This window comes from Sphingobacterium sp. UBA3519 (genome assembly GCF_002377215.1).
Taxonomy (GTDB): domain Bacteria; phylum Bacteroidota; class Bacteroidia; order Sphingobacteriales; family Sphingobacteriaceae; genus Sphingobacterium; species Sphingobacterium multivorum.
The window spans coordinates 1-19,109 of the sequence record NZ_DFPI01000035.1 but is presented as its reverse complement, the minus strand read 5'-3'; the positions used below and the strand labels follow the sequence as shown (position 1 = coordinate 19,109).

The window sequence follows — 19,109 nt, the reverse complement described above, 5'->3', positions numbered from 1 at the left end:
AAATTCCTATAAGAAACCTATTTGATATGGTAAATTCCCCTAAGGAGAGCCATTCGTCCCCGCAGTTCATAACGATTCTGCGACTGTACATTGGCTGTTATGGAGTTTGTTTCAAAACTTTTTATATTGGCTAGGTTGCGTATATCCAGTTCAAAATCCATTCCCCATCGACTATATCTTGTTATGACGTTGCAGAATAAATAATTTGTATTCTTATAATCAGGCTGTTTGTTAAAAAGGTGCTGAAGATTCCATTTAAGTAATACTGATTTTGTGATATTGATGGGGAAGTTCATCGATTGCGTAATAAAAAGAATACGACGATCTGACGATGCATTGCCCTGGGAGGAAAATGATAGATTAATGGAGCTATTATAATCTAGTGCTATCCTTCTGAAAAATTTCTTGTTGAAAGCAGGTTGTAGTTCATAAGAAGTAATGGCAATGGGTAATATTTCCTTGTTAAATAACTGATTGTAGTTTGATCGTCTCCAATTGAATTTCAGTTTGAATAGGGCCCCTAGCTTGAATATATATTTATCAAGACCGATGGTAGCTGTATAGCTGTGCATAGAATTTTCTTTTGCAATCAGTTGTGTCGCCGTCAATGAGTCTGTAACTGTAGTGGCTATCATATTGTTTGTTGAGTGAATTTCATAACCTAGTCCAAAATGAAAAAACAGTAATTTAACCGATTGTCCCAATTTATAGTTCAAGAAAAAATCATTATTTCTGCTCACTGGATTGGCTGAGCTATTATAAGATCTAGTTCGGTAATTTTGGATAATCAAACCGCGATAAACAGCATCTATATTTCCCAAGTTGTTGCTATTTTTATAGGAAAATGCAAGTTCATCATCATAGCCAATATGGTATCGAGCGCTAAAGCTGGGTGTAAATTGGATGAGATTTTTCCAATTATTGAGCTGATAATTTTTGTCTTCAAAACGGGTATGGATAAAGGCGACAGGCAAGGATAAATTTGATTTAAAACGCTCTTTATTCCAAGCATAATGTGCATTGAATTCACTGGATGTGCGTAACCAATTCATTCTATTTATTGTTGAATCTAGCAACGGATTGAAAATTTTTTCTCCCTGTAGGAGTTCGATGTTAGATTCAAGGCGTTGATTTTCTAATTCGAGCTTTATACCGTAGTATTGGTTTATTTTACCGCTGGGGAGGCGATATCCCAGCGAAGCGACAGTATTGAAGGTCGGTACATTTACATGTTGGATTATCTTATCAAATATGACTGGATAAAACAGGTCATTGAATACTTCGGTAGAACTGCGTAGTCTCTGGGGCTTTGTATAATATTTACTAGACCATTGAAGTTGGATAATATTTCCATTTTTAAGCTCCGGCATATAAATCAGTTGATTGTTGATCGTTTTGGACCTATGATGAATATTGTTGTCGATCGGTATTGTATCTGATGAGATACTCGATTCGGAATCCTCACTATTTAGCCCCATTGTTAAGGAATTTTTAAAGTAAAAATGATCGGTATTGCGCTCAACTGTCACTTGCCCGGTCGCGGCCTTAGTGTTAATTTGTGCAATCTGAATCTCATGGAATGAAATATCCCCCTTTTCAGTATAATAGGTGTTTTTCCCTTCATAATGAATGTTGTTTCTGTCATATAATCCCTGGATATTCGTACGTAGCGACCAGTCTTTTTTAATCGGTTTTGAAAAATTGAAATCGAAAAGGCCGGTCTTATTCTGGAGGTAATCTCTTTTCTCTAAAGGAGGGCTGCCGATTGTTCCTAAAGAAAGTAGATTGTCAATTTTTGCCTGTGATCTCGTTTCTTCCATGTAAATAGCAAGATCCTGACCGATGTTATTTGCTTTCAGGGCATTGAGAAATTTCACTTTTTTGTTAAACATCATCGTGTTTAGATCTCCATCGAAATGTTTGGGAGTTCCCAATCCGAGCATTATGCTACCGGACGGCTTTAGTTTAGCTTCTTCTTTTATTACCAGGTTTAGCGCAACATCATCACTATACCTTTTATTTTTGAGCAATTTAATATGCTCATGATGAGATATGACTTGTATGTCTTTAACTAAATCTTGGGATATTGATTTTGTCCCCAAACCGTATTTTTCAGCCAGCAAATCATCCCCATCGATATAAAAGTTTGAAATGGATTTGCCCTGGTATTTCACTTCACCATTTTCAAGGACTTCCAGCCCAGGCATTCGCTTCAATACATCGCCGATAGTTCGATCATTGGAGTCAGCAAATCCAGCCACGTTGTAGGTGAGTGTGTCCCCGCTGCGTGCTATTTTAGGCGCACTTTTGATCTTGACTTCCTCCAATAAAATAGTGGTTTGTTCGAGTATGATTTGAAGGTTGCGTAGTTGGCTCCCAAGTGTTTGGCTGAAACGTTTGTACCCGATATGGTTGATCTCTATGTAGGCATTTGTTAGATCCTTGGATGTTATCATTTCAAAATGCCCAAGAGCATCCGTTATTTTAAAGGAAATTACTTTTCCATCACTAGATTTTAGATTAACGCTTGCTGCGCGAATACCTTGCTTACTCGTGTTATCTAATAAAACCCCGGAGATCTGATGTTGCCCATAACAGAAATAGCCGCATAGCCAAAAACAGACAAACAGCACAAAATTTTTGGGCATAAACTATGGCGCTAATTCGATAGGATTGTTTGTTTGTGTTGAAGGGGCTTGACCTTGAACATCGAAGCTGATTTGGACTTTAGAATAATCGATCTGAAAAGGGTTTGCGCGACCAGTTGCCCCAAGTGTTTCATAATAGGCGCTGGGATTCTCTTTAAATGCCGTTTTTAGTCTTTGAATTTCCTCTTTTTTTGCGGGTATAACACTTTTTGAAGGCTCAATTCGAAGTGATTGGTCCGAAGGTTGTTTTTGAAAGCCGGCATATTCCCAGCTGACGTCGTTTTTGGAATCTTGTACCGAAAGAATAAGCCCCGGTAGTCCATGTAGCTTCCATGGTCCAAAAGAAAATGGCAGTTCTGTCGTAAACCAAGCCGTGTAATCCCTTCCTTTAAATCGACATGTGGCCTTTTGACAAAGGTATCCACCGATAGTTTTAGTTTTATCTGTTATTTCCCAGTCCTGGCTTTCGTAGGGAGCTTCGCATGAATAAGCATCTGCCGGAGACGATATTCCCGCTATATGAATGGTCTTTTTTAAAGAAGGATAAATAATGTATCCATCCAGAACCGGGGGACTGGCAGGCATTTTTAACGTTAAATTGCCGTCAAAATCTTGAGCTGCAGTTTTGGCATCTAACTGTTGTTTGACGAGAATATCTGAGTAGGTTCTATAGAGACTACTTTCTTTACCGAGATAGGTGACTGTTTCATCCGTTAGCTGTACCGCATTTTTGGTCGTATCGTTGTTATGTTTAAATTGATAATGAACTTCGGCGATAACTTTTTCTTGTGCTTTCAATGAAAATAGGGCACAGACAAGCAGTGCAAAAATAAGCGATAATGTTCTCATCACAATTGTTATAAGGTTCTTTTAAAAATATGAAATTTTTTTTATGATAGAGAACAATTGTTATTTTTTTTAAACCCAATGGATAATTATACCGTCTTTTTCCATTTTTCGGAAGTAAGTCATTTGCCTTTTGGCATAGCGATGTATTTCTGTCTCCAATTTTTTGGTAAAGGCCGGATAATCGAGCTGTCCAAGGAGATGGAATGACGCATATTTATACTCCAGGCCATAGTATTGAAGCTGATCGTGTGTAATCCCTTCGGTCAGGAGTTTTGCCACTTCTGCTAATAAGCCATCATTTAATCGTTGTTTTAATCTTTGGCTAATGTGTTCGCGTCGGATTTCCACTGACGGATTTAATCCGATAACGATGCTATCTACCGTTTGTTGCTGAGCGATGTGATCGGGGTGAGTATCTAAAAATGCTAATATTTCTATTGCGCGGATGATACGTTTTTTGGTCGAAAGATCGATTTGGAAATTCGCGGGTAGTGTATATTCCTGAAGGCGTTTTAACAACTCTGTCTCTGGGAGGGGAAGTAATGACTCCTTGAGGCCTTCGATAGATGGGATCAGCGCATATGGATTTTGTTGGATTACACTTTGGATATATAAGCCTGTACCACCACAAAGGATAGTATGTTTTCCCCTTTCTAGAATGGATTGTCGGGCTTGATGGAAGTCAGCGATAAAGTTTCCGAGATGATAGCGTTCTCCCGGTTCATGGGTGTCGATAAGATGATAGGGAATATCTTGATATTCCGATAGATCTTTTCCCGTACCGATGTCCATTCTTTTATAGATTTGGCGGGAATCTCCACTGATGATTTCAGCATCGATGCGTTGCGCCAGTTGAACGGCTAGTTTCGTCTTTCCTGAAGCTGTAGGTCCTAAGATAACGATAACTTTCTCTTTCGGAACGGTTTGCTGTTCCAAAAGAGAAAGTGTATATTTTAATCTGTCTATCACAGAACAAATTTAGTCCATTTTTCTGTTCCTTCGTTATTTTTTACGACAGTATCGATAAAAGCCATGCCTCTTACGCCATCGTAAACTGTTGGAAAATCTTGTTGTTCAGCTGTCGGAATTTGTCCTTCACGTTTTGCCGTAACTGTTGCCGCAAAATTACGGTAGATATTCGCAAATGATTCCAATAAGCCCTCTGGGTGACCTGCTGGTACGCGGGTATTATGTGTTGCAAAAGAACTCAACGTATAAGGCGCTGCGTAAGCATTTCCTGTGCGATAAAGCTGACGAGGCTGATCAAGCATCTTGATGATTAAATTGTTCGGATCCTCATTTGCCCATTCCAATCCACCTTTTTCACCGTAGATACGGATACGAACGGCATTTTCTTCTCCGGCTGAAATTTGCGAAGCCATTAATACACCTTTAGCACCATTTTCGAAACGCAAAAGCACCGAGCCATCGTCATCCAATAGACGACCTTCAACAAATGTTGTGAGGTCTGCACATAGTTCTTGGATTTTTAACCCCGATACATATTCCGCTAAATGCGCAGCATGGGTACCGATATCACCCATAACCAACGATTTACCTGAGCGTTTCGGATCTGCACGCCAAGCGGCCCCGGCATTACCTTCGCGTTCTGTTAGTCGGCTTAACCAACCCTGTGGATACTCAACCACAATCTTTCTGATCTTACCGAAGTGGCCTTCTTTGACCATCGCTTTGGCTTGTTTAACCATCGGGTAGCCGGAATACGTATGCGTAAGACACAGTGTGCGGCCTGTGCGCTCTACTGTTTCCTGTAATTCTTTTGCTTCTTCAACAGATACTGTCATTGGTTTTTCAACAACAACATCAAAACCTTTTTCTAGCGCTAATTTAGCTGGAGCAAAGTGTAGAAAATTGGGGGTTACGATCGTTACAAAATCCATACGCTCGCCTTCAGGAAGCAAAGATTCTTTTTCGATCATCTCTTCATAGTTTAGATAGACACGCTCAGGAGCTACAAATAAGTCTTCTCCAGATTGTTTTGAAATCTGTGGATCAATACTAAATGCACCACAAACCAGTTCAATCTTGCCATCCATAAAAGCAGCAATACGGTGTACAGCGCCAATAAAGGCATCGTTTCCGCCTCCGACCATACCCATGCGAAGTTTTCTCTTCATAACGTTATTATTTTTGATTATTTATTTTTCAAACCCTTACAGTGTACAATATACACAATTTAGCTTATTTTACATATAAAATCATCTTGATGCTGCCCATATTTTCCTTTGGAAAGCCATTCGGATATTGTTCCATTAATACCTTTAGCTCTTCTGTATTGCGATAAACATATCTTTTTGTCTCTGCTATCCAAAAGTTGATAGGTGCAGTTATTTCCTTCGCAACAAACCCAATTTTTTCGAGCGAAGAATGTTGGCTCCAATCACGGTCGGTGAAAGTCATAATGTCTCCTGGCGAGAAATCGCTACAAAAGGCTTTAATTAATTTGCTAAGGCCCCCTATGACATTAATACCTGTTTTATTACAAAAGCGTAATAGTTCAAATGAGCGATAATCTTCATCTTTATCCAACATTCGGCGCCCTCCAGAGAATACCGCGACCGCAACAAGCTCTCCCTGTTCATAAAGGCCATAACGATACTTGCCGGGAAGAGCGGTTTGTAAATGATGTTCCACGAGGAACTGTAAACTCGTTCCTTTGTCGATCCGGGCAACTACAGTATTACGGGCGTAAATGCGTTTGTCATTTTTTGTTCTAGAAACAATGCGCCTGACGATCAAATCAAACTTTGTTATTAATTGGTCTTCATCGATATGAATACAAGGATCGGAAGTATCACGTCTCACGGATTTCTCGTGAGGGTATAGTAAAATGTTAATTGTTAATTCCGGAGATGATATTTGTATAAATCCATCAACATGACAAAGCGCTAATGAAACTTCAAGAGCTTGCTCTAGCCTAAGCTTGAACTGTGTCGACAAATTTATAAACGAAGGATCCATAAAACAAAAGTAACTTTTATGGAAGTTTTGACGAAATATTCACTTTTAATAATTATCCGTACCTTTGTACCCAAGAATATAATGGAGCGACAGCGTATCCTTGTTAAAAAAGTACAATGACTCAGGATGAGCAATTAGCCTGACATGATCTAAAATAAAAACGTGCTAAAATTACAACAGGCGCCAAGTGACTTTAAAAGCAAACAGCGTGTAACGAGCTCAGGTAGAAATGAGTATCGGCACTTATAAATAATTATAATACATATGAAACTTCCGATAGTGGCGTATGGCGATCCTGTATTAAGAAAGGTCGCTGAAGAAATAGATGAAGACTATCCAGATTTAAAGAAATTGATTGATGATATGTTCGATACCATGTATGCAGCGCATGGTGTTGGCTTGGCAGCTCCACAGGTAGGTTTGCCTATACGTATGTTCGTTATCGATGCAACTCCTTTCGCAGAAGATGATGAAGAAAACAAAGAAATGCTCCAATCGTTCAAAAAAGTTTTCATCAATCCCATCATGGTTGAGGAGTCTGGTGAAAAATGGGCTTTCGGTGAAGGCTGTCTAAGTATCCCAGATATTAATGAGGACGTATTGCGTCACCGGAATATTCGCATCAATTACTTAGATGAGAACTTTGAAGAGCATGAAGTAGACTTAACAGGTTTGGCTGCCCGAGTGGTACAGCACGAATATGATCATATTGAAGGTAAACTATTTACCGACAAATTGAGTGCCTTGAAGAAGACGATGCTAAAAGGTCGATTGGATGCTATCGTGAAAGGAAATATTCGTGTTGGTTATAAAATGAAATTCCCACAGCAAAAGAAAAAGCGTTAGTTCATACTAACGCTTTTTCTTTGTCGCTTCCTTCTAGTCCGTCTTTTAATCCATTTTTAATATGGATTCGGTCATCCAGTGTGACGTGTTCTAGAAAGTTTACGTGCTAAGAGGGACTTTCCTCAATCCAAGCGGGGTAAATACAAACGATATTTAACGGCTGTCATTCGTATTAAAAAGACAACAGCAGCCCCAATAAATGCCGCCCAGGAGAGGTCGAGATCAAGGTGCACCAGCAAGATATATGTGAGCCCTCCACCTAAACAGGCCGTAGCATATACTTCTTTTTTAAAGATTAGTGGGGTTTCGTTGAGTAGCACATCGCGTGTCATCCCCCCACATACCGCGGTGAACATTCCAAAGATAATGGCAGCATAGGTATTGCTTTCGTAGTTGAGTGATTTTTGTACCCCAAGGATGGTAAAAAAGCTAATTCCGATGGCATCAAAAAGTGTCAACGTACGATAATAACCATACAACTGTTTATTGAAGATAATGGCAATTAAAATTCCGAGGAAAATAGCGATGAGATAATTGCTATCATTGACCCATACTGGGCGTAGATTCAAAAATACATCCCGCATCGACCCACCGCCAATGGCTGTCACAAACCCTAAAAAGGCTGCCCCAAAAATATCAATATCTTTACGTTTTGCCGACAGGGTACCCGATATTGCAAAAAATAAAGTGCCAAGCAAATCGCTTAGATAAAAATAGTTGGCATCAGTAATCATGGTAATCCTTTTTAAATCAATATGTTAAATCCTCCATCTGACATTGTCCCATTTAGCCTATATCAACGGGGATAAACTTCCCTTTATTGGACAAATTTAGGAGAAATCTTGATAGTTTAGATTCACCGAAAGGCGAATAGCTTTCAAACCCGCGATTCCCTGTACATCCTCCAATTTTAAATGTTCGATGGCATGCTCAATGATGCCCATGTCGTAGATTGCCTTTATACTCAACATGAGGTCCTCCAGGATTTCATCCGACAAATAGACAATAGCAATTTTATTGACCTGGGTAAGTCGTTCTTTGGTTCGCTTTATCCGAATTTTGTCTATCCTTTTTTTGATTATTTCATAACGGATATTGAGTGATCCCTCGACATCAAACCTCCGTTCATCTTCCCGGAAGCTGATATCAATGCTATGTGGATTGATAAAAATCAACTGTGTTGTTTCTAAAGCCAAAGGCAGAATATTTTTCGCATGGTAAGCTTTCAGCGCAATTCTTGCCATAGAAATAATTTGCTGACGCCTAAATACATTGATAAATTCGTAGCTGAATGGCTGTTGTGGCGTAATGGATTCGCCGATATAAATGTCATATTCAATACCGTCTGTCCTGAATTTTTGAAAATACGATGGGTAATTCCCCTGAATGAAGCTATTGAAATGGTCTAGTTCCTTACCGATCAATTGATTGATCTGGCGTAAAGAAGTTTCAAATTCATTCCTATAAAATTCACCGGTTTCTCGATTGGTGAAAAAATGCTTCGCGTAATGTTCAATCACCGCTATTTTTGATGGAAATTGCTTTCTGGCTTCTTCTAAAAATGGCTGTACATCTTTTCTAAAAAACTCAATAATCTTGACCATAGACTCATCAAACGAAATACGGTCAAGAGATTCTGTAATTTGATCAACACGTGCTGAAAAAGTCATGATCAACTTGTGTTTTCCATCTAAAGAGAGTTCATCAATAAGCATGGCGAGCTGTTTGACCTTGAAGCTAAAGTCTTTCAGAATGGAGGCGTTTCTTATGATCGTAGAGTCTTTGACATCGACAGCACCATAGAGCGGATAGACTTCTTCAAATACAACCGCTTTGATATGTGCATCCGGGCTGTCGTTTTCCAGTTCCTGGATATACTGGGCCGCTATATGGTTAAATTTCCACTGAACCGAAGGCTGTATGGTCGTAAATCGGTTGATGATGATATCGTCGATACGTTTTTTAAATTCTAGCGTAATATCCTGAGATAATTGTGATAAAAGCGGGACCAAAGAACTTAAGGCTTGCATTGTCTCATTGTCGAGCTGATCTTGTTCACGGCTGTATATTTCCAATATGCCTGAGAGGGAATGATTATGGATAAGTGGAATACACAGATAGGTCGTTACGCCCGAGTGGCCAATCCGCTCGTCAAAAATGGATGTGGTATTTCGGAGGCCATTCGTTTCATTATTGGTATAAAAGATCACATGCGGATGTTTTAGGTAGCCCGCAAGTTCAGGATTGATCTTGAAGGGTTTATTTGCGGAATACGCTTCGGCAATCAAGACGCTCTTATTGTTGATTGAATAATCGAAAAATGGTACCCCATTTAATTGGAATAACGGAAATAAACTAAACACGGTATCAGCCCCTTTTAATAGCGGTGTAATGATTTTCTCTAAATCAGCTAAAAAGAGATGATAATTGTATGTCGGCAAGTCCAAAAGAATGGACTGAATACGGCGTAAAATATGTTCCGTACTGGTCTTTCTGAAGGTTACAATACTAAAGCCCGATAATTCAAAATCTTCCAGTTTAACAGTATTGATAACGGTGTTCCAATCAAAAAGCGAATCACTCGGATTTTCCGATAATCGTCCTATATCAAGGGCAGGCAATGTTTTTTTTGCCTTGATCTCCACAAATTTGAAATCGATGTCCAAATCGTAATAATCGACGATCTCCCCCTTATCATTGAGTTGATGGTAAACAATACTGCTGTTCTCATTGGAAGAAAAGCCATAGAGCCGTTCGAAGATGAGAGTATAAAAGAGCTTTTCTTGATTAGTAAGAAGGCTGCCGGTAGGCATCTTCCCTTGAATTTCTTGCTCCACAAGCTGATGACTAGCTAGGTCGAAAAAGGCTTCCGTGCCATAGAAGGCTTCTTCTGCTAGGGCTGTTGTGAGTGCCCAATATCTTTTTGGAGCAGTGTCAAGCAACGATACGGAGAGGCTATAAATCAATTGCAGAATATCTTTATAGGCATTGAGGTTATGCTTGCAGAGTTTACCGTTGAGATGCTCTATTTCTTTGATGCGTTCCAGCGCAAACAAAGGAATCATGTCATCCGATGAAGTGCCATTTTCAATAAAAGACTCCAGGTATTTGAAAAATGGTTCAAAGTCTAGCCTGCCATCATACGTATTGGCCGTTTTCGCCGTTGTGAGTTGTACTTTCTTTATCTCCATAGATCGAAAATTTTAAAAGCGGAAACCTGTGCTGAAATAGGGATACCAGCCTTCATTGGATTTCGTCATGACAAAATGCAAAGGAAGCGCATTGGCGACGATGTAATAAATGCCACCACCCACACCTTGATGAAACTTATCGCTGTTATAGCCCTTTGCCCACACTTTTCCAAGATCATACATACCCATTAGTCCGAATTCACCTGGAAGAACATAGCTTTTGACATCAATTACTTTGATACGAGCCTCTAGGTTATTGTAAAGCATCTGTTGCCCTGCAAATCGGTACTGGCGAAATCCTCTGAGATTTTCATGGCCGCCTAGAAATAGATATTGATAAAATGTAGGGTTCCCGACAACGATCCCCCCTCCCGTTCTATTGGCGAATATAATGCCTTCATTGAATGCACTGAAATAGCCGGTTATTGCGGCACTTAACTGCGCTGAATTTTTTGAGTACGGATTGAGTCCAAAATAAGAATTCAAAGCGGCTTCAATATATAGCCCTTTACTTGGGTTAATCTTTCGATTACGGGAATCTTGCGTTAAAAAGGCATTGATACCTGCAAAAGCTTTGTCTTTTGTAATCGATAAACTATCGTAAGAATGTAAAGCTTGGGGATTTAAAATAAATCGATCTTCATTCTCAATTGGATCTAAGTGGTAAAATTGGATATGCGGACCTACGGCAAAGCTTAATGTAGATGAAGGTTTCCATCTTAACTGCGGATTGATATTGAAAATATTGAATCTGCTTCTGTAATATTTTGCACCATACTGTTCCTTTAAGAAGAGCGAGTTATTACCTACACCGAAGAAGTTTTGAGTGTTGTCAGGAGCTTTTGCTAGCGCATCGACAACAAGATCTGCATCTCCGACAACAGCTATCCATTCGCCTCTATAGTGAATTTTATAAGCTCCGGTCCGGAAGGCTGTTGCTACAGTCAGTTGTTGCTTATACGTAAAAGGATTTTTTCTAAATCCACGCTGATGTGTATAAGCAGCCCCCAGCCCGAGCGAAAAACCGTCATCAACATTATAACCCGCAGTCACCAGAGGAAGCCAGGTGTTATATAGGTTTACAGGAACAAATTGCGTGTTGGTACTATCTTGTGCATAATGACGCTTTATTTTGTTCTTCTCACCCAGTAAAGTGGAGTTTTTGGTATTCTCGTAAAGCTGTATTTTCGATTTGCTTTCGTTGATAACATAAGTCTTTGGCGTGCTATCTCCAATAATTCGGAGTTTAATCGGAGAATTTGCGTTATCGATGACAACAGAGTCTTTTCCCTCACCTAAATAGAGACGAATTTCTTTTGTTAGGCGGTTTTTATAGGTTTTGTACATCAATGCTTTGGTGACCTTACCATCTTTATTGATCTTCGAAACTTTGACTTTCAGGTTTTTATTTTCCGTGCTCTGTATTTCTACTTTTTCGTTTTTGTCGCTGAGGTGAATATCGACAATGTTATTGATGAAATTATAATACTCTTCCATCGCTGAGGGTAGAGCATCACGACGGCTTTGAAGTGTTTTAAAAATTTGTTCCCCACGAATAGCAATGGACGACTGTGGCAGGCTACGTACCGACTCCCATAATACCGAATCTGTGAGACGTGCTACAAATTGCTTGACCTCTTTGGTCCATTCCTTGTGAGAAAGCTGGTTGCTCGGATGGGCATTTAAAAAACGCGATTTAAATAAAGAATAGCGAATATTGGGAATACCCGTCGTAAAACCTTGCATGACTGGGTTGACAAATTGCTGATAGATATCTTTCATCAGAAAACCTTGTGTGACACGCAGCGCCTGATCCCGATCGCGGGGAATAGGAATGTAGTCTTTATCGTGATCTGTGCTATCCTGATTTTCATTATACCAACGCCATTGATCCTCGTGTCGATCCCAATCGCTTACCAGTACATCCAGCATTCTTGCGCGCAGATATGCCTTAGCCTTAAAGTTATCATCGTTATCTTCCTGTAGTTTTCGGACAGCTTTGGGGCTGTTGTCTGAATCACCAAGTGGTTCGCGTTCTTCTAGTAAAGCCACCGTATGCTCAAAAAGCGGTGCGTATTCCCCCAATATGCTGTCTTGTGCAACAACGCCGATGATGGGATGGGCATGGGGGACGTTCACGGCATTTGCCAAAGCAGGGATCATAAGTGCGGAATAGGGATGCTGGGCGCTGGTGGCATCGTCTAAGACATCCTGTACAAAGGTCCCATGGAGCTCTTCAGGTATGAGGGATTCAGTCCTTTTATTGACCGAACGTAGTGCCCATTCCCGACCGATTGAATCCGTAAGTCGTAGGGAAACCGATTGCATCCCGCCGCCCTGTTTGACAGGATGCAGTCCCCCGAACAAGGTTGAAAGCTGAAGCAAAGGCAAGGTGGTTTCCGCGGCCCATTCTTTGCGGTAATTTTCGCCAAGGAAGAACTTCTTGAATTTACTGGCTTTACCATATTTTGCATTTGCAACGATGCTTAAACTGTCCTTGATAACGGTTTGAGCAAAGGATTTGCCCTGATGTGCAGGGGACTGTGTATGCTTTTGTTGTGAATAAGCATGACTAGCAAGAAAAATAAGAAAGAATGGTACTACCTTTTGCATGCCTATTTTTGTTCAAATTTATAAATGATCCCTTTATCCTGATTACCGGCTTCGCTGCTGATGTAAAGATTAAATTTTGAATCAAAGTTAATGCCTTCAGGTTGAGGGAAGATCTTCGGGTCTAATGGAGAGAGTGATTTCACATGAAAATTCTCATCGGTTACAACAAGAGCTTTGTCTACAGAAGATAAGATATACCATTCCTTGCTGTCTGCTTTTTTAGCTAACGCCGAGGGTTTGAACGTTTTCTTAATTTTAGCATCAAATGCATGAAGTTCATCAAGCTGGATGGCAAATTCTCCCTTCGGCTGAAATTGACCACGCTCGTCAATTGAAAAGACATAACCCGAGGTTTGCGATTGTTTTCTGTCGACCTTACATTCTTTACATAATACGTATGCCTGGTTGCTTTCGCGGTCAACAAAAAGCCCTTCATACTCTCCTTTTGGAAGTAAATTTTTCTGTTCGACCACGTTTTTTATATCGTCCTTTTCGGCAATGGGAAAGGAATAGATGCTACCATTGCTCTTTAAAATAAAGAAATGTGTATTGCTTATCGAGATGTCCTCATAGTCGCCATCTTTTCCAAAAGGGTTGAACGTAACTTTTTGTGTCGGTTTGTTAAATTTATAAAGAAAGCCCTGCTCATCTTGAATGGCATAAATATCGTCATCCTGTCCCGCGAGAAAAGCTATTCCGGATATTTCTAACAATTCGTCGGGCAAACTCATCTTTATGCCCGAAGATAATGTATAGGGTATTTGTTGCTGTTTTTCAGCTTGAACATGAGCGAGCTTGTTGTTATTTTCCTTGGTTGTATTATTCGGATTGCAGGCGAGAAAAATAACAGAAGCAAAACCTAATGCCATAGTTGTCAATATCGTGGGATTTTTCATCATTATATGATTAAATTTTAAATTGAGGAAGCCATCCGGTTTCTGAATGAGCTTACGTTCAATGATTATATTGTTGGGCTTTTAGGCTGTTCTTGTTGTAATGAGCTGCCTTGTTGAATAGCCCTATTGTCTCATGTTGCCTTTCAAATAATGAAGGATTTGTTGCTGAGAAACATTTTTCTGCTGTGTTTCTATTGCCTGATTTTGTCCGTGTTCATCCAGTAAAGTTGCTTCGGTGTCGTCTGCAAACTGAATATCGAATAGCTCTTGTATTTGATGTGCTAATGTTAGATTCAGCAATGGAAAGCAAGTTTCTATACGTCGGTAGATGTTACGGTTCATCCAGTCTGCAGAGCCCAGATACGCGCTCGTTTGTGCTTGATATTGAAAAATAAATATTCTGCCATGTTCTAAATATCGTCCTACAATCCGTTTCACGACAATGTTGTCGCTCAATCCGGGTACTTGTGGTTTTAGTCTACAGATTCCTCTGACCAATAATTGCAGTTTTACCCCTGCCCGGCTCGCCTCATACAATTTATTGATTAACGATTCTTCTTCCAGATTGTTTAATTTAATTTTTATTGTAGCGCTGTCTCCGTCTTTAGCTGCTTGGATGGTCTTGTCTATCAGGGATAAAAATGTATGTTTGAGATTGAACTGTGCAATTAATAGATGGTTAAAAGACAGCTCATTTGGATGATGGGGTTTTCTCCGAGCTGGTAAAAACTCGAATAGCATGTCTAATTCGTTGGTCAATAGTTTATTTGAGGTCATAAGGAAGTAGTCCGTGTAGACCTTCGCCGTTTTTTCATTTAGATTTCCTGTGCCTAATAAAGCACTTTCTCGACCCTCTTTGCGTTTGACGAGCGCTATTTTGGCATGTACTTTTAAATTGGGGATGCTATACGTGATTTTGACGCCCTGTTCTTTCATTAATCGAGCCCAATGTATATTATTCGCTTCATCAAAGCGCGCTTTCAATTCGACAAATACATTGACTCTTTTCCCATTTTTTGCTGCGGTAGCCAGCGCTTGTGCAATATGCGAATCACCGGCGATACGGTATAAGGTCGTGTAAATCTCATCTACGGTTGGATCTATTGCGGCCTCATTAAAAAAACGTAGTATGGGATCGAACGATTCATAGGGCGTGCAGACCAACAGATCCTCTCGGTCTATTTGGTCAAAGATAGATTCCCTGAAATTCTGATTCTTATTGATTTGCAGCTGTTTTGGATAAGAAAGTTCTGCTGTTTTAATCGGAAATGAAAATAGATCTTTCAGATTGTGATAGTTTCCGCCTTCGACAATGCTACTTTTTCGCAGATCAAATAGTGTTGCCAATGTTTCAATCAGCTGTTTTGGCAGATTTGGCTGGAATAGAAAGCGTGTCGCATAGCCAAGATCACGTTTATTGACTTCCGTCTCAATTTTTTGGGCAATATCACCCTCAAATTCATCTTGGAGATTTAATTCCGCATCCCTTGTGATTTTAAAGGAATAGAAATTTAATGATGTATTTCTTATGGCTTCAGGAAAAAATGCTTTGATAATATCATCGATGAGTACGACATATTTATTCCCATTGATCTCACAGGTGAAAAAGCGGCCAATATGATTTGAAGGGACATTTAGAAAGAATACCACTCCAGTATTGTCGTCTGTAACGACGAAGTAGAGCTGATTGTTGATCGGAAAAAAAGAAGTATCATCAATTGGTATAATTTGGAGGTAGGAGGCAATTGTACTAAAGAAATATTGAGCTGCGAGGTCTTTTATTTCTGCTGGAATAGCTTGGTTGTAGATAAAGGATATATTTTCTTTTGCTAATTCTTGGATAATATCAGCTAGTATTAAGCCAAATTTTTCCTGTTGTTTGTTGATGGTTTTTGACGCTTTTTTATATGTGCCAATATCGATGTTCGGAATGAGCTGTCCCGGATTTTGCTTCATTATTTTTTTCCAAGCCATTAGTACAGGCATTCTAACACGATAAAATTCATCCAGATTGGACGAGAAAATAGCGAGAAACTGTAGTTTTTCCAGTAAAGGTACCTCCTCACGAGCGGCTTGGTCAAGTACCCGGTCATTGAACGATAACCAGCTGATGTCTCTGTTGATATAAAGATCTTTCTTCTTCATCCGTATAAATTTATGGTTATGGCAACGTGCTTACAACAACATTAATAATGATGCTATCTATTGGTAGCTAATGATTGATCTAAAGGCGGCATCTTTTTAAATAAAAAAGAAAGTTTGGAAAACATGATGCTGAAATATTTCACTGTTTTTATAGTATTGCATTAAAATATGGTTGCGGCGACAAAAGAAACAACCGATATAACAAGTCCAAACATAAAAATTCCATAGGCGTATCGTAGAAGCTTATATTTTCGTCCTAATACCACACCTTGCGAATAAACATCCTTGGTGAGCATGCCATATAGAAATTCCGAGTCGACCATTACCTTCTGCATACCCTCGTTATAATCGTCGAGTTTCATTTTGTAAAAATTTCCAAAAAAGAGAAGATTGACTGATTTCTGTTCGATTTCCTCCTTTGAGAATTTACCCGACGGAATTTTGGGTATCGTTGACAGTATGGCCATGACCATGGTTGCTACCACGGCTGTAGTTAAGATAATTGTTGGGATAATCAGGTGCTCGTTGGCATCTAGTTTCCGAAATAAGACAGCAATCACGACAGAAAGGATAATAGAATTGACCGTTAAGAGGATGTTGGCCTTATTGTCTGCCATGTCGCTTAGTCGCTGATTGTTTGAGGACGTAATCCGGAACATTGTTTCTATCCCACGTTCTGGCTTACTGCCTTTCTCTTTTTCCTTTTTGTCTTCCTTTTTACTTTCTTTATTTTTTGAGATAGATTTCTCCTGTTTTTTCTCCAGTTCTTTTAGATTCATCTCCTTTTTGGCATTAAGCTTTTGTTGCGCATATTCAGTATGGTAATGATGGCTCATTAGTAGTTTGATTGTGCCGGCCCGCCATACGTCTTTATCGATCTCCTTCCCTAGTACTGCTTCAGCTTCGGCTTTCATCAGTTTGTTTCTGTTGACGAAATCCTCATTCCCAAAATGAAATAGGTCTGCGTCGCAGAGAATTTGCTCCAGCAGATTTGTAGGATCCTGAGGCATTCTCGTTGCTAAAATACAACCTTTGATTTTTTCCTGTATGGCTTCCGGTATGCCTTTGTCCTGGAGGAAATTTAAAGCAATTTCGACACTTCTTTTTTCATGACCAATAGCATTGTCAGATTTTACGTAGCCGAGATCATGAAAGTAGGCGGCACTAATAACAATAAAGTGATCCTCCTCTCCTAGTTTATAGTACGATGAAATCTCCTCCGCGGCACGTACAACAGAACGTGTGTGTATCGTATTGTGAAAACAATGGCAAACTGAAATATTTTCTGTAATATAAGTTTCAGCATATTCTTCTACCTGTTTTAAAAGCTGAGCATAATCTATCATGGACCAATATGGTTTTATTTGCAATAAAAGTATTTAATATCTTTAATTTCTTAAAAATAAGGTCTTCTTTTTTGTTATTTATTAACCTAGATCAAATTTACTGAAAAAAGCGTTATTCCAGTAGTTGTAAAATTGACTGTTATATAAGTAGATGAATTGTTCTTAAAACAGACCGCTAATCGGATGAAATATTTAGCTTTTAATAAAAAAGAGTACCCAGACTAATGCTAATCAAGGAAACCTAGGTAAAGTACTCGAGCAAACATTTACTAAGGCGGTCATTGAGCATGTCTCAGATTAATACCGTCGATAGGTAAAAACGATAAAATAGGGCGTCCAGAATTCGAAATTGGATTCTAAACTGGATCCTGATTCAGTCCTATGTTGAGGCCGATGCGGGAAATTAGTAGGGTGAAATGCTTTTTTAGCCCTTTTTATGCTGTGTTACTCCGAGCATATAGCGCTTTTTAGTCATTATTCAGGGTTTATCCAGTTTTCATTCCGCCCCGAAAGCCACTCTAAGGACAGCTAAAGGGGGGAGCATAGCGTGACAGGGCTTACTGCGTGCCTGACTCGGACTCAACGCAGACTCACCTCGGGTTTAGCACGTATTCACGGTGTATCACTGATAAATAAACACAGCTTATGTGTTGCCTTAAACCAAGGGAGATAAGATAGCAAGGGTTGCTCCGCTCCATCGTTAAATTGGGGCATTCCCCTACGCTGCTCTGCTCCCAAATTCTTTTTGCGCCTTTGATAGTATGTTTTTCCGAGTTGTTTTCGTGTTTGCTGCGTTGCTACGGAGCTGTTCGGCTACGGTTCAGTCTGGTATTGTCCTTTTTTAGGGGCATCCGGGGGACATGGTGGCGTTCGGAGCGTCATTTGTCCGTGCTGGCAGCGGGGTGAGTGCGGGCTTAGAGTCGGAGACAACACGGCCTCACCACGGACGCAGGACGTTCAGGGGCTAAACCAGCCCCGACCATGGTACGAAGGAGGCTGGGAGGGCAGTCGGAGGTTTCCGCAGACCTTTGTCAGCAGCCGGAGCGTTGTCCCCAAGCGGAACCACCTTTCCCTAGATAAGGGAGAGTTAAGGATGCTTTATTTCTTAGTTTAGCTTTTGTTTACCGTTAGCTTAGTAATAAGTTAGGGTTTGCTTAGCTATAACCTATACTATACCTAAACTAAACCTAACTAAACCCTAAACTAACCCTAAGTAAACAGGCAGGAAAGTATAACTGCAAATGAAGGTATTCCGGAGCCCTGTGTTCTGCCATTTTTCCGACCTACCGATATCCGCCTATCCCCTGTTATATCCTGCATTGCGGTGTCTTTCCGCTGTGATCTTTCCGATGGGACAATTTTCCGGTCTTATCAATATCCACCCGTTTATAGGCTGCGCCTATGCGCATCGTCTTCGATTGAGCGTTGAGCCGAGCGGGCTACCAAAGTGATCCCGAGCTTAAGCAGATCGAGCAATACAATGTTCATCCATGTTTCCGCTGCGGAGCCTGTATCGAGTCCCGGTTCCCGTCCCTATTCTGTGCCGGATCCGGCCTTCCCAGCCTTCCGATCACCTGTTTTACAAAAAGAATC

Annotated in this window: 12 protein-coding genes; 1 reads left to right on the top strand and 11 read right to left on the bottom strand. The window is 40.1% G+C overall.

Features of this window, described 5'->3' with window-relative positions; translation table 11 throughout:
- Window positions 1-17: 17 nt before the first annotated feature.
- The 5 genes from B3297_RS21970 to B3297_RS21950 all read right to left on the bottom strand — a co-directional run bounded on the left by B3297_RS21970 (window position 18) and on the right by B3297_RS21950 (window position 6,479).
- On the bottom strand, window positions 18-2,648 hold the full coding sequence (locus tag B3297_RS21970) for a hypothetical protein (protein ID WP_286779515.1): 2,631 nt from the start codon (window positions 2,646-2,648) through the stop codon (window positions 18-20).
- Between the two features lie 3 nt (window positions 2,649-2,651).
- Window positions 2,652-3,497, bottom strand: coding sequence for a GLPGLI family protein (locus tag B3297_RS21965; RefSeq protein WP_070562802.1), 846 nt, complete (start codon window positions 3,495-3,497; stop codon window positions 2,652-2,654).
- Between the two features lie 69 nt (window positions 3,498-3,566).
- Window positions 3,567-4,466 (bottom strand): tRNA (adenosine(37)-N6)-dimethylallyltransferase MiaA, encoded by a 900-nt coding sequence (miaA, locus tag B3297_RS21960; protein WP_115046277.1) that lies wholly within the window; start codon window positions 4,464-4,466, stop codon window positions 3,567-3,569.
- Window positions 4,463-5,635 (bottom strand): Gfo/Idh/MocA family protein, encoded by a 1,173-nt coding sequence (locus B3297_RS21955; RefSeq protein WP_070562808.1) that lies wholly within the window; start codon window positions 5,633-5,635, stop codon window positions 4,463-4,465. The genes miaA and B3297_RS21955 overlap by 4 nt, the downstream gene beginning before the upstream one ends.
- A 64-nt stretch (window positions 5,636-5,699) precedes the next feature.
- A complete protein-coding gene (locus B3297_RS21950) occupies window positions 5,700-6,479 on the bottom strand; it encodes a hypothetical protein (protein ID WP_115046279.1) in 780 nt (259 codons plus the stop codon).
- 264 nt (window positions 6,480-6,743) lie between these two features.
- Here B3297_RS21950 and def point away from each other — a divergent pair, with 264 nt between their 5' ends.
- Entirely contained in the window at window positions 6,744-7,325 is a 582-nt protein-coding gene (def, locus tag B3297_RS21945) for a peptide deformylase (protein WP_070562814.1), read from the top strand.
- Between the two features lie 122 nt (window positions 7,326-7,447).
- Here def and B3297_RS21940 read toward each other — a convergent pair whose 3' ends face one another.
- The 6 genes from B3297_RS21940 to B3297_RS21915 form a co-directional block, all read right to left on the bottom strand.
- Window positions 7,448-8,059, bottom strand: coding sequence for a trimeric intracellular cation channel family protein (locus B3297_RS21940; RefSeq protein ID WP_070562817.1), 612 nt, complete (start codon window positions 8,057-8,059; stop codon window positions 7,448-7,450).
- 96 nt (window positions 8,060-8,155) lie between these two features.
- Complete coding sequence (locus tag B3297_RS21935; protein WP_286779514.1) at window positions 8,156-10,516, bottom strand: GAF domain-containing protein; 2,361 nt, start codon at window positions 10,514-10,516, stop codon at window positions 8,156-8,158.
- 12 nt (window positions 10,517-10,528) lie between these two features.
- The gene (locus B3297_RS21930; RefSeq protein ID WP_286779513.1) at window positions 10,529-13,129 is read right to left on the bottom strand and encodes a hypothetical protein; all 2,601 of its coding nucleotides are present in this window, start codon (window positions 13,127-13,129) and stop codon (window positions 10,529-10,531) included.
- Between the two features lie 2 nt (window positions 13,130-13,131).
- Window positions 13,132-14,028, bottom strand: a complete 897-nt coding sequence (locus B3297_RS21925) for a hypothetical protein (protein ID WP_236560327.1) — start codon at window positions 14,026-14,028, stop codon at window positions 13,132-13,134.
- A 120-nt stretch (window positions 14,029-14,148) separates the two neighbouring features.
- Window positions 14,149-16,170: a polyphosphate kinase 1 gene (gene ppk1, locus B3297_RS21920; RefSeq protein ID WP_286779512.1), complete on the bottom strand. Its 2,022-nt coding sequence runs from the start codon at window positions 16,168-16,170 to the stop codon at window positions 14,149-14,151.
- 161 nt (window positions 16,171-16,331) lie between these two features.
- Window positions 16,332-17,516 carry a Pycsar system effector family protein gene (locus B3297_RS21915; protein WP_231585238.1) on the bottom strand — a complete coding sequence of 395 codons (1,185 nt, stop codon included), beginning with the start codon at window positions 17,514-17,516 and terminating at the stop codon, window positions 16,332-16,334.
- Window positions 17,517-19,109 lie beyond the last annotated feature (1,593 nt).